Origin of the sequence: Micromonospora halophytica (genome assembly GCF_900090245.1) — a bacterium.
Lineage (GTDB): Bacteria > Actinomycetota > Actinomycetes > Mycobacteriales > Micromonosporaceae > Micromonospora > Micromonospora halophytica.
Map to the genome: position 1 here is coordinate 364,328 of NZ_FMDN01000002.1, position 12,181 is coordinate 376,508.

Consider the following 12,181-nt stretch of genomic DNA (forward strand, 5'->3'; position numbering starts at 1 on the left):
ACACTCACGCCCGTGCGGGGGACGCAAGTAACTGAAGGCGTTGCAAGAACTTGCGAACGCGGTGCCAGGAAGCTACCAGCTTGAATGGGGCGAAACCAGGGGTTCACAATCGACATACGCGAAGAATTTTGCGGCCGGTTGCTGAAAGAGCTTGCACCTGCGGGAATGCCTTACGAGGCATGAACGGTCCATCCCCCCTACGGGATCCGGGTGCGGTTGTCGCCGGGGCGACGACAACCGCACCCGAAGGCCGGCTCAGCCGGCGGCGGGCGGGGTGAAGACGCCGAGGTGGTTGCCCGCCGGGTCGAGCAGGTGGGCGAAGGTCAGTCCCTTGTCGTTCGACCGGGGCGGCACCAGGACCTTGCCCCCGGCGGCCTCGGCCTGCCGGCACGTCTGTGCCACGTCGGTGACCTGCGCGTAGAAGACCGCGTAGTTCGGCGCGACGCCGTTCGTCGCCCAGATCCCGCCGCCGATCCCCTCGCCGCCGCCGGCCCCGGTCACCCGGTACGACCGCTCCGGCGTGCCCTGCTCCTCGAAGGTCCAGCCGAACAACTCGCCGTAGAAGCGCTCCGCCTCCTCCGGGCGGTCGGTGCCGATCTCGAACCACGTCACGGGCGTCGTGGACATCTGTGGTGCCTCCTGTTCCGCACGCCGGCCCGGACGGCCGGCGTCGTCAGGAAGCAGCCTCGGGGACCTCCGCGACACCGTCCTGTCGGTGTTTCTCTGCCAGGACGGCCGGGTTCTGCCTGCCGGGCACGGCCACCGCACCGGACCCGGCCACCACGCCGGGCCCGGTCGACCGCAGTCAGACCAGGCTCAGCGGGCGGATCCGGGCGCGCGGGATGTCCAGTTCCTCCACCCGCAGCTCCCGACGCACCACCTCCGGCAGCGGCTCCACGGCGAGGATGCGGTCGGTGCGGAAGCAGCGCAGCCCGTCGCGCAGCCGGCACCAGGCCACCAGGTACCAGTGCGTCGGGTTGCCGAGGTGGGCCAGCGGCTCGACCTCGCGCACCGACGGTGCGCCGGCGCGGTCGGCGTACCGCAGGCGAAGCACCCGGCCCGCGGCGACGGCGTCGGCGACGGAGGCCGGGACGGGCGTGGCCGGCCCGGCCCCGATCAGGTGCACCCGGCCGGCGAGCCGGTGCGCCTCGGCCGCGTCGGCGGCCGGCAGCACCGCGAGCAGCTTGCGCAGCGCGGTGGCCCCCGCCCCGGCGAACGGGGTGCCGCCGAGGCGGTGCAGCGCGACGGCCATGGCCACCGCCTCACCAGCGGTCAGGTTGACCGGCGGCAGGGTGTGCGCGCGGTCGACCACGTAACCGCCGGTGCGGCCCGGCTCGGCCCAGATCGGCACGCCACCGGCCTGCAACGCGGCGATGTCCCGTTCGATGGTGCGGGTGCTCACCTCGAAACGCCCGGCCAGCCAGCGGGCGCTGCGCGGGCGCGGCGACACCGCCCGCAACTCCTCCACCAGGGCGTAGAGACGGTCCGTACGGTTCACCCCGGCAGCCTAGGCCGGGGGTACGACAGCCCGGGTTCAGGCGATGCAGGCGCAGACGATCAGCGCGGCGCCGAAGTGCGTGGCGGCGCTGACCCGGGCCGCCGGGTGCGGCTCGTCCGAGCAGATGATCTCGCCGAGCCGGCCCGGGGTGAGCAGGTCGAGCACGAAGAACGCCAGCGCCATGATCAGCAGGCCGATCAGCCCGAAGATCACCGTGGAGGCGAGCCCCTTGGTGAAGTCGCTGTAGCTGGTCAGGATCGCGGTGAAGACGATCCCGGCGATACCGAGCTGGTTGGCGGCCAGCAGCAGCGCCGCGTTGCCGTTGCGGCGCACCCAGATCAGCTCCCGCAGCCTCCCGGGCGTGAGCATGTCGACCAGCAGGAACCCGGCGGCCATCAGGGCGACCCCGATAACCCCGAACACCACGCTCTGCCACGCCCCGCTGAGCAGATCCTCCAGCACCGACTGCCTCCCGACCACCCTCGTCCGGCAGGGGTGCCGGCACGGTGATCGAGACGATAGCGCCCACGCGCCACCACCGGCAGACCCGCACGGCCGAGGCGGACCGGCCTACAGGGACAGGTAGCGCTGCCGCTCGTACGGGGTGACCTCGCGGCGGTACTGCTCCCACTCGGCGCGCTTGTTGCGCAGGAAGAAATCGAAGACGTGCTCGCCGAGCACCTCGGCGACCAGCTCGGAGCCGGCCATCACGTCGATCGCCTCGGCCAGGTTCTCCGGCAGGGCCTGGTACCCCATGGCCCGGCGCTCGGCGCTGGACAGCGACCAGACGTCGTCCTCGGCGCCCGGGGGCAGCTCGTAGCCCTGCTCGATGCCCTTGAGCCCGGCGCCGAGCATCACCGCGAAGGCCAGGTACGGATTCGTCGCCGAGTCCGGCGAGCGGACCTCCACCCGGGCCGAGTTCGGCTTGCCGTACGCGGGCACGCGGACCAGCGCGGAACGGTTCAGGTGACCCCAGCAGACGTACGCCGGGCTCTCGGTGATCCGGTCCGGCAGCGCCTGCGGGAAGAGCCGCTTGTACGAGTTGACCCACTGGTTGGTGACCGCGGTGTACTCCCGGGCGTGGGTGAGCAGGCCGGCGATGAACGACTTGGCCACCTTGGAGAGCTTCATCGGGTCGCCGGGGTCGTGGAAGGCGTTGCGCTCCCCCTCGAACAGCGACAGGTGGGTGTGCATGCCGCTGCCCGGCTGGTCGGTGAAGGGCTTCGGCATGAAGGTGGCCTGCACGCCGGTGGAGAGCGCCACCTCCTTGACCACGTGCCGGAAGGTCATGATGTTGTCGGCGGTGGTCAGCGCGTCGGCGTAGCGCAGGTCGATCTCCTGCTGACCGGGGGCGACCTCGTGGTGGCTGAACTCCACCGAGATGCCGATCCGCTCCAGGGCGAGCACGGCCTGGCGGCGGAAGTCACGCGCGACGGCGTGCGTGGTGTGCTCGAAGTAGCCGCCGGTGTCCACCGGGGTCGGCACCGAGCCGTCCATCGGGCCGTTCTCCAGCAGGAAGAACTCGATCTCCGGGTGGGTGTAGAAGGTGAAGCCCTTCTCGGCCGCCCTGGACAGCATCCGGCGCAGGACGTGCCGCGGGTCGGCCCAGGACGGGCTGCCGTCGGGCAGCAGGATGTCGCAGAACATCCGGGCGCTCTCGCCGCTGACCCCGCCCTCGAAGGGGAAGACCTGGAAGGTGGTCGGGTCGGGCATGGCCACCATGTCGGACTCGAAGACCCGGGCGAAGCCCTCGATCGCCGAACCGTCGAAGCCGATGCCCTCCTCGAAGGCGGCCTCCAGCTCGGCGGGGGCCACCGACACGCTCTTGAGGGTGCCGAGCACGTCGGTGAACCACAGCCGGACGAACCGGATGTCGCGCTCTTCCAGGGTACGGAGGACGAACTCCTGCTGACGGTCCACTTCCCCAACCTCTCGCGACACTCTTGTCCGCCTTCGGCCGGGCTTCACCCGACCTGACCGCCCAGTGTCCCCGGGCCTCGTTACGCAGACGTTACGCGACCCGCCGCCGCTCGTCCCGCCGTGTCCCGTCGGACCGGCCCGGCCCCGCCGGGGGTGGCCGCCGTCTCCTCGTAGCGGCCCGATTGGCGTGAGAGGACTGGGGCAAGATGAGGACATGCCCACCCTGCGTCTCGCCCTGTCCCAGGTCAACCCGACCGTCGGCGACCTCGCCGGCAACGCCGAGCTGGTCCGCTCCTGGACCCGGAAGGCCGCCGACGCCGGCGCGCAGCTCGTCGCCTTCCCGGAGATGATGCTGACCGGCTACCCGGTCGAGGACCTGGTCTTCCGCCGCTCCTTCGTGGCGGCGTCGAAGGCCGCGCTGGAGCGGCTCGCCACCGACCTCGCCGCCGACGGTCTCGGCGACCTGCCGGTGGTGGTCGGCTACCTCGACGCGGACGGCCCCCCGCAGGTGGCCGGGGACGCCGAACCGGGCCGGGGGGCCCGCAACGCCGCCGCGCTGCTGCACCGGGGCCGGATCGCGGCCACCTACTTCAAGCACCATCTGCCCAACTACGGCGTCTTCGACGAGGACCGCTACTTCGTGCCCGGCGACGCGCTGACGGTGGTGCGGGTCGGCGGCGTGGACGTCGCGCTGACCATCTGCGAGGACCTCTGGCAGTCCGGCGGCCCGTTCGCGGTGGCCCGGCAGGCCGGTGTGGGGCTGGTGGTCAACATCAACGGCTCGCCGTACGAGCTGAACAAGGACGACGTCCGGCTGCCGCTGGTCCGCCGCCGGGCCGCCGAGGCCGGGGCCACGATCGCGTACGTGAACATGGTCGGCGGCCAGGACGAGCTGGTCTTCGAGGGCGACTCGATGATCGTGACGGCCGACGGCACGCTGCTCACCCGCGCCCCGCAGTTCGTCGAGCACCTGCTGGTGCACGACGTCGAACTGCCCGAGGCGGGCCGACCCGGCGCGGAGACCGAGCAGCTGGCCGACGGGATGCGGGTGCTGCGGCGTACCGTCGAGGCGATCCCGGCGGCCCCGGCGGGCCCGGCGGCCGACGGCGGGACGATGGCGCCGGTCGCCGACGAGGCCGAGGTCTGGCAGGCGCTGGTGCTCGGCCTGCGCGACTACGTCAACAAGAACCGGTTCCCCTCGGTGGTGCTCGGGCTCTCCGGCGGCATCGACTCGGCGGTGGTGGCGGCGATCGCCGTGGACGCGCTCGGGCCGGGTCGGGTCGTCGGCGTCTCCCTGCCCAGCCAGCACTCCTCCGAGCACTCCCGGGTCGACGCCGAGGACCTGGCCAAGCGGACCGGCCTGGACTACCGGATCGAGCCGATCCAGCCGATGGTGGACGGCTTCCTGGCGAACCTGTCGCTGTCCGGGGTGGCGGTGGAGAACCTCCAGGCCCGGGTCCGCGGCGTGATCCTGATGGCGCTGTCGAACCAGGAGGGTCACCTCGTCCTCACCACCGGCAACAAGAGCGAACTGGCGGTCGGCTACTCGACCCTGTACGGCGACTCGGTGGGCGGCTTCAACCCGGTCAAGGACGTCTGGAAGACGCTGATCTGGCGGCTGGCGAAGTGGCGCAACGCCGACGCCGCCGCCCGGGGCGAGACCCCGCCGATCCCGGAGAGCTCGATCGGCAAGCCGCCGTCGGCGGAGCTGAGCCCCGGCCAGCTCGACAGCGACAGCCTGCCCGAGTACGACGTGCTCGACCCGATCCTGATCGGCTACGTCGACGGCGACCTGGGCCGGGACGGGCTGATCGCCTCCGGCCACGACCCGGCGGTGGTGGACAAGGTGCTCCAGCTGGTGGACATCGCCGAGTACAAGCGGCGGCAGTCCGCTCCGGGCACGAAGATCTCCATGAAGGCGTTCGGCCGGGACCGCCGGCTGCCGATCACCAACCGCTGGCGCGAGCACGGCTGACCCGCTCCCGCCACCGGCGAGGGCGCACGACGCGGCCGGCAGCGGCGGGCGGAGTGAAATCCTGCACTCCGCCCTGCCGCGCGCGGCCGACGCGGTGCGACGATCGCGGCGGAACCCGGGGACCGCGAAGGCGGCCTCGAGGAAAGGAGACAGTCATGGTGGAGTCCACCCCGCCCGAGGTGACCGCCCTCTACGGCGGCCCGGCCACCCGGCGGGTGCGTACCCGCGACCTGATCGCCGCCAAGGAGCGCGGCGAGCGCTGGTCGATGCTCACCTCGTACGACCAGTACACGGCCGGCATCTTCGACGCCGCCGGCATCCCGGTGCTGCTGGTCGGCGACTCGGCGGCGAACAACGTCTTCGGCTACGAGACCACCCTGCCGGTGACCGCCGAGGAGCTGCTGCCGCTGGTCCGGGCCGTGGTCCGGGCGACCCGGCAGACGCTGGTCGTCGGCGACCTGCCCTTCGGCTCCTACGAGGAGGGGCCGACGCAGGCGTTGCGCACGGCGGTGCGGTTCATGAAGGAGGGCGGCTGCCACGCGGTGAAGCTGGAGGGCGGCCGGCGCTGCGCCGCGCAGATCGCCGCGATCGTCGGTGCGGGCATCCCGGTGATGGCGCACATCGGCTTCACCCCGCAGAGCGAGCACACCCTGGGCGGCTACCGGGTGCAGGGCCGGGGCGACGCGGCCGACGAGGTGCTCGCCGACGCGCGGGCGGTCGCCGAGGCGGGCGCGTTCGCGGTGGTGCTGGAGATGGTGCCGGGCGAGGTGGCCAAGCAGGTCACGGCGGAGCTGTCCATCCCCACCGTCGGCATCGGCGCCGGGCCGGACACCGACGCCCAGGTGCTGGTCTGGCAGGACATGGCCGGTCTGCGCACCGGCAAGGCGCCCCGGTTCGTCAAGCGCTACGCCGATCTGGCCGACGCGCTGACCGAGGCGACCCGCCGCTTCGCCGACGAGGTCCGCGGCGGCGAGTTCCCCGCCGCCGAGCACACCTTCTGAGCCCACGGGCGGTGGACGGCGGCCCGCCCGCCGTCCACCGGCCCGGGCCGACCGTCTCCGGTGGGGGGCGGCACGCACGAGCCGGGGTGAGCGGCTAAGGTACCCGTCCGTGAATCGTGCTCGTTTCTCCAGCATTGTCCTGGCCTGTGCCTCCGTGGTGGCGCTCTCCGCGTGTGGCGGGGAGGACCCGTCGCCGGTGACGGCGCCCTCGCCGTCCACCGCCGCGTCCGCCACCACCGGCGCCCCGTCCCTGTCCCCCTCCGCCGCCGCCGCGGCGGATCCCGCGACCGACAAGAAGCTCTGCGAGTCGGCGAAGAAGATCTCCGACGACTCGCGCGCCGCCGTCGTGAAGGCCGCGTCGTCGGGTGCCGATCCGACGCCGGCGCTGAAGAAGGCGTACTCCGAGATGGCGAAGGGGATGGCAGCGACCGTCGCGACCGGCGACTCCGGCAGCGAGGTGGTCACCGCGCTGACCGCGTTCGGCACGGAGGCCGGCAAGGTGGCGACCGCCGCGGACATGGCCACGGCGGCGGACAACCCCGCCTTCCAGCAGGCCGGTACGAAGGCCAACGCCGCCTGCCAGAAGGTCGGCGTCAACCTCAACTTCTGAGCTGAACCTGAACCCGTCCGTCACGGCCCGCCGGCCGGTCGGGTACCCGCGCGGATCCGGCAAGGCAGGCACCCCTCCCGGGCGCCTGCCTTGCCGGATCCGCCGTGCGGCTGTCAGAGGTCGGTCACGCGGATGCCGGCATGCGCCTTGTAGCGCTTGTTGATGGCGATCAGGTTGGCGGTGAACGCCTCGATCTGGTGGGCGTTGCGCAGCCGGCCGGCGTAGATGCCGCGCATGCCGGGGATCCGGGCAGCCAGCGCGCCGACGATGTCGACCAGTTCCCGGTCCTCGGTGCAGATCAGCACGTCCAGGTCGATCCGGTCGATCTCCGGGTCGGCCAGCAGCGGGGCGCTGACGTGGTTGAACGCCGCGCAGACCCGGGAGTCCGGCAGCAGGGCGGCCGCCTGCTGCACGGCGCTGCCCTCGGCGACCGTCAGGGCGTACGGGCCCTGCTTGTCGAAGCCGAGCGGGTTGACGCAGTCCACCACGATCTTGCCGGCGAGCGGCTCGGCCAGGTCGGCGACGGTGGCCGCGTGCCCGTCCCAGGGCACCGCGATGACGACCACGTCGCTGCGGCGGGCGACCTCGGAATTGCCGGCCCCGGTCACCTCGGCCCCGGCCGGCATCCCGGGCAGCGCCGCGATCTCGGCGGCGGCCTGCGCGGCGCGCTCGGCGGTACGGGAGCCGATCAGCACCGTCTGCCCGGCCCGGGCGAACCGGTAGGCGAGACCCCGCCCCTGGTCGCCGGTGCCACCGATGATGCCGACGGTCAGCCCGGAGACATCGGGCAGCGTGGTCGCGTCGTAAGCCATGCGGTCATCCTCGCAAACCGTCCCGGCCGCCAGCAGCGTCCGGCGCTGTGACAATGCCCGCTGCCCGGCCTGCCGCCGGGGCCAGGCCGGCGATGTCGGACTGCACCACGTCGGTGTCGGCGCGGCCGCCCACCCCCCTTCCCGGCCCCGGACGGCGTACGGGCGGGTCAGGCACGCTCGAAGGTCACCGTGCGCCGCACCGGGTCGGCGGTGACCAGACGGACCTGGATCCGCTCACCCAGCGGCAGCTCGCCGACGCAGCGCGCGCGTACCGGCGGGTCGTCCAGCGCCACCGTGCCGCCGGGCTGCCGGCCCGGCTTCTGCTGCCCGTTCGGCGGGACGTCGACGTCCAGCACGGCGGCGGAGAAGGTCTCCCCCACCCGGTGCTCCAGCAGCACCGCCTCGGCCAGTTCGATCGCGCCCCGGGTGGCCGCGCCCGCCGTCCGGTCCGTCGTGGCCATCACCTCGGGCAGCTTCGGCAGCGCCGCGCGGGCCCAGTCGGGCACCGGCCGCCCCTCGTGCAGGGCCAGGCAGACCTCCGTGGCGTACCGGTCGGCCAGCCGACGCAGCGGAGCCGTGACGTGGGCGTACGCGGCCGCCACCCCACCGTGTTCGGGCTGCTCGGGCAGTGGGCCGTCGAAGGCCGTGTACGCCGCGCCCCGCATCAGCTCGGCCGCCTGGTCGACGAAGGCCGCCGCCCGGGGCTGCGAGGCGTCCAACCCGACCAGCAACTCGCCGACGCCGGTCCCCTCCGGCCAGTGCACGCCCAGCGGGGCGGCCGCCGCGCGCAGCCGGGCCACCGCCTCCGGCTTCGGCGGCGGCATCGTCCGCAGCAGCCCGATCCCGCCGGCGAGCATGATGTCGGCGGCGGCCATGCCGGTGAGCAGCGAAATCTGCGCGTTGTGGTCCTCCATCGGCACCGGGCCGCGCAGCACCAGCCGCCAGCCGTCACCGTCGGGCTCGACGTCCTGCTCGGGCAGGGGCAGGTTGACCGCACCCCGGCGCAGCCCACGCTCGGTCAGCAGGGCGCCGATCTCGGGCAGCAGGGCGATCGGCTCGGGCAGCGTCCCGGCGTCGGCGGCGGCCTGCACCCCGACGTAGTCGAGCTTGGCGCGGCTGCGTACCCGGGCACGCTCCAGCGTGACGGCGACCGTCGCGCCGTCACCGTCGAGGTCGATGGTCCAGACCACCGCCGACCGGTCGGCGTCGGGCAGCAGGCTGGCCGCGCCCTCGCTGAGCGTGTGCGGGTGCAGCGGCACATTGCCGTCGGGCAGGTAGACGGTCTGCCCGCGCCGCCAGGTCTCCTCCTCCAGCGCGCCGCCGGGGCGAACGTGCGCGGCGACGTCGGCGATGGCGTACCGCACCCGGTAACCCCCGCCGGGGCGACGGCTGAGGTGCATCGCCTGGTCGAGGTCGCGCGAGCTCGCCGGGTCGACCGTGACGAACGGGACGTCGGTGCGGTCGACCCCGGCCGGTGGCCCGGCGGCGGCCGCCTCGTCCGCCTCACGCTGCGCCGCGGCCGGGAAACCCTCGGGCAGTCCCAGCTCACGGCGCAGCGCGCCGAAGTCGATACGGGGCGCCACTACGCGTCGGATGACCACGGGTCAATCCTGGCAGCCCGGCGGAACATCCGCTCTCCGGCGTGACGGCGGCGTTCGTCGTACGGTCAGCCGGTGGCTTTCCGGGCGCGGGACCGGGCGCCGGCGGGCGCGGCGGCGCGGGCGGTGGCCGTACCCGAAGGGGCCTTGCGGGCGGTGACCTTCGTCGCGGTGACCTTCTTCGCGGGAGCCTTCTTCGCCGCCGCCTTGCGCGCGGTCGTCGAGGAGGTCGCGGTGACCTTCTTCGCGGGGGCCTTCTTCGCCGTCGTCTTCGACGCCGGGGCCTTGCGGGCGGTGACCTTCTTCGCCGGGGCCTTCTTCGCCGCCGTGGTCGTCTTCTTCGCGGCGGTGGTCCGCTTCGCCGCGCCGGTGCTCTTCTTGACCGCGCCGGTGGCCTTACGGCCGGTGGAGGCGACCTTGCGGGCGGCGGTCGTGGCCTTCGCGGCCGTGGTCTTCTTCGCGGCGGCGGTCGTCTTCCTGGCCGTCGCGGTCGTCTTCTTCGCCCCGGCCGGGGCCTTCTTCGCCGCCGTGGTCCTCGCTGCGGCCGTGGTCTTCTTCGCCGCGGCCGTGGTCCGGGTGGCGGCCTTCTTCGCGGGGGCCTTCTTCGCCGCGGCCCTGGTGGCCGGGGCTGTCTTCGCCGTGGTCCTGGTCGCGGTGGTCTTCTTCGCCGGGGTCTTCTTCGCCGCCGTGGTCGTCTTCTTCGCGGCGGTGGTCCTCTTGGCCGTGGTCGCCGTGGTGGCCGGGGACCGCCCCGACCCGGCGCCCGCCGCGCTGGGCGACGCCTTGCCGGCCGGCGCCTGCCGGGCCGCCGCCGTGGCCGTGGTGGACCGGCGTGCCGCGGTGCTCCGGGTCGCGCCGGCGGTTCGCGCCGCCGCAGCGGACTTCTTGGCGGCCGGGCGGGTGGTGGCCTGTTGTGCTTCGGCCATCTCGGTTCCCTCCTTGGGGACATGCGCTCGCGTGCCCCGCCACGGAGGCACGGAGTTCCTCGACGCGGGCAGTCCCGCACCGTTTAGCTGCCCTCCCCGGCCCAGCGGGCGTCCTCGGCCTCCCACACCTCGTTGCGCTCCCGCACCTTCTGCAGGGCGCCCTCCGCGTCGGCAGCCGAGTCGTACGGTCCGAGAACGTGTCTCGCAGGGCACACGTCGGCATCGGTCTCGACCCGGTGGTGTCGCGTGCACCAGTAGTAGTGCACACCACTTCCGCTGTCGTTCATGAGATCACTGTGCACCGGGACCAGCCCGGCCGCCACCGGATCGCGCAAATACCCGCGCCGCATCCACAGTAGACATGCTGCCTGCCGGACGGGCGGAAACGGTGGAACCGACGCCCCGGCGCGACGGGGCAGCCGGAACAGGGGTCGGTGGCGCAGAATCCGGGCGTGCGTTTCGGGGGAGGAACATCGGCACGGGTGCGGCGCGGACTGGTCGCCGTGGGCGTGGTGGCGGTGCTGGCCGTCATGGTGGTGACGGTGGCGGCACCGATGCTGCGGGATCGCTCGCAGCACCGGCTGGAACAGCGGGCGGACCGCGCGGTGACCGCGACCGCACAGCGGACCCGGTCACAACTGCTGGCCGATCCGGCGGCGGGCCAGTCGACGCTGCGCCGGGTCGCCGACGAGGTCGACGGGGTCGAGGTGCTCACCGTGGAGTCCGGCGCCGCCGGGGTCCGGCTGGTCTTCCAGGTACGCGTGGCGAAGACCGCCACGAGCCTGTTCGGCTGGCAGCGGGCCACCGCCGCGGGGTGCTTCGCGCAGGTGGTGGGTCCGGGACCAGGGCCGGCGGCGATGGAACGGGTGCCCTGCCCGGCCTGACGGCCCGGCGGGACGGGCCGAGCGGCGCGGTGCCACGGCCGGGCCGGGCGACGCGGCCGACGGCTAGGGTCGCCGGATGGGCGTATCGGACTACATCCTGCGGATGCGCGAGCACATCGGCCACGACCTGCTCTGGCTGCCGAGTGTCAGCGCGGTGATCCGTGACGACGTGGGCGCACTGCTGCTGGGCAAACGCGCCGACGACGGCCGCTGGTCGGTGGTGAGCGGCTTCGTCGAGCCGGGCGAGCAGCCGGCAACCGCCGTGGTACGCGAGGTCGAGGAGGAGACCGGGCTCATCGTCGAGCCGGTCCGGCTGAGCAGCGTCGTCTCGCACCCGCACACGTACCCCAACGGGGACCACTGCGAGTTGTTGAACCTCGGCTTCCACTGCCGGCTGGTCTCCGGCACCGCGACGGTCAACGACGACGAGTCGGTGGCGGTCGAGTGGTTCCCGCCGGACCGGCTGCCCGAGTTGGACGCCCACGCCCGACTGGTCATCGCGCAGGCCCTCGGCCCGGCGTCGGACGCCTGGTACCTGCCCGCCGGCACGACCTGGAACGAGTTCGCCAGGCTAACTTGAACTCTCAGCCTTCATGAATTCGCCATCGTGGCCAGGTGAACCCTCAAACCACGCTTCGTACCCCTCATTCCCATATATTGATTCATACTGTACGTGAAGTCTGATTCGCTGAGTCACCGCCCTCCAGAAGTCTGCGTCTCTCGCCAGATCGTAGTCATACAACGCGAAGATCATTGTTTCTTGACCGACAGGGATGGGCCTGCCTGGACGCAGGGACGCGAAGTGCGGCCACGTCACGAACGTGTCACGCAGTGAATCGGCGACAGGCTTTTCCCACGGCCCCACTCTTTCGCCGTCGACATAGAACGTAGCTGCCTTGATGATCGCTGGACCGAGACCCGCATTCCTGATTCTGATCCCAGCCACGCGATCATTTC

General features: G+C 72.8%; 13 protein-coding genes. 5 read left to right on the forward strand and 8 right to left on the reverse strand.

The features are described from left to right. Positions 1-255: 255 nt before the first annotated feature. The 4 genes from GA0070560_RS04300 to glnA all read right to left on the reverse strand — a co-directional run bounded on the left by GA0070560_RS04300 (position 256) and on the right by glnA (position 3,418). Entirely contained in the window at positions 256-627 is a 372-nt protein-coding gene (locus tag GA0070560_RS04300) for a VOC family protein (protein WP_091291557.1), read from the reverse strand. A 178-nt stretch (positions 628-805) separates the two neighbouring features. Next, the gene (locus GA0070560_RS04305; protein ID WP_091291559.1) at positions 806-1,498 is read right to left on the reverse strand and encodes a helix-turn-helix transcriptional regulator; all 693 of its coding nucleotides are present in this window, start codon (positions 1,496-1,498) and stop codon (positions 806-808) included. Between the two features lie 36 nt (positions 1,499-1,534). Continuing rightward, on the reverse strand, positions 1,535-1,960 hold the full coding sequence (locus GA0070560_RS04310) for a DUF350 domain-containing protein (RefSeq protein ID WP_091291561.1): 426 nt from the start codon (positions 1,958-1,960) through the stop codon (positions 1,535-1,537). A gap of 108 nt (positions 1,961-2,068) precedes the next feature. Further along, positions 2,069-3,418: a type I glutamate--ammonia ligase gene (gene glnA / locus GA0070560_RS04315; protein ID WP_091291563.1), complete on the reverse strand. Its 1,350-nt coding sequence runs from the start codon at positions 3,416-3,418 to the stop codon at positions 2,069-2,071. A 214-nt stretch (positions 3,419-3,632) separates the two neighbouring features. Here glnA and GA0070560_RS04320 point away from each other — a divergent pair, with 214 nt between their 5' ends. The 3 genes from GA0070560_RS04320 to GA0070560_RS28575 all read left to right on the forward strand — a co-directional run bounded on the left by GA0070560_RS04320 (position 3,633) and on the right by GA0070560_RS28575 (position 7,004). Then, positions 3,633-5,393: an NAD+ synthase gene (locus GA0070560_RS04320; RefSeq protein WP_091291565.1), complete on the forward strand. Its 1,761-nt coding sequence runs from the start codon at positions 3,633-3,635 to the stop codon at positions 5,391-5,393. A 155-nt stretch (positions 5,394-5,548) separates the two neighbouring features. Then, complete coding sequence (gene panB / locus GA0070560_RS04325; RefSeq protein ID WP_091291567.1) at positions 5,549-6,394, forward strand: 3-methyl-2-oxobutanoate hydroxymethyltransferase; 846 nt, start codon at positions 5,549-5,551, stop codon at positions 6,392-6,394. Positions 6,395-6,503: 109 nt separating this feature from the next. Then, positions 6,504-7,004, forward strand: a complete 501-nt coding sequence (locus tag GA0070560_RS28575; protein WP_170839267.1) for a hypothetical protein — start codon at positions 6,504-6,506, stop codon at positions 7,002-7,004. 113 nt (positions 7,005-7,117) lie between these two features. On the opposite strand, the gene npdG is transcribed toward GA0070560_RS28575, so the two are convergent. From npdG to GA0070560_RS04350, 4 genes are all read right to left on the reverse strand, one after another. Beyond that, positions 7,118-7,816, reverse strand: coding sequence for an NADPH-dependent F420 reductase (npdG, locus tag GA0070560_RS04335; protein ID WP_091291571.1), 699 nt, complete (start codon positions 7,814-7,816; stop codon positions 7,118-7,120). 167 nt (positions 7,817-7,983) lie between these two features. Further along, on the reverse strand, positions 7,984-9,417 hold the full coding sequence (locus GA0070560_RS04340; protein ID WP_091291574.1) for an RNB domain-containing ribonuclease: 1,434 nt from the start codon (positions 9,415-9,417) through the stop codon (positions 7,984-7,986). Between the two features lie 65 nt (positions 9,418-9,482). After that, complete coding sequence (locus GA0070560_RS04345; RefSeq protein WP_091291576.1) at positions 9,483-10,340, reverse strand: hypothetical protein; 858 nt, start codon at positions 10,338-10,340, stop codon at positions 9,483-9,485. Positions 10,341-10,423: 83 nt separating this feature from the next. After that, positions 10,424-10,627, reverse strand: coding sequence for a hypothetical protein (locus tag GA0070560_RS04350; protein ID WP_170839268.1), 204 nt, complete (start codon positions 10,625-10,627; stop codon positions 10,424-10,426). Between the two features lie 195 nt (positions 10,628-10,822). On the opposite strand from GA0070560_RS04350, the gene GA0070560_RS04355 reads away from it, so the two are divergent. After that, complete coding sequence (locus GA0070560_RS04355; protein WP_091291582.1) at positions 10,823-11,224, forward strand: hypothetical protein; 402 nt, start codon at positions 10,823-10,825, stop codon at positions 11,222-11,224. A 76-nt stretch (positions 11,225-11,300) separates the two neighbouring features. Further along, positions 11,301-11,804: an NUDIX hydrolase gene (locus GA0070560_RS04360; RefSeq protein ID WP_091291584.1), complete on the forward strand. Its 504-nt coding sequence runs from the start codon at positions 11,301-11,303 to the stop codon at positions 11,802-11,804. Positions 11,805-12,181 lie beyond the last annotated feature (377 nt).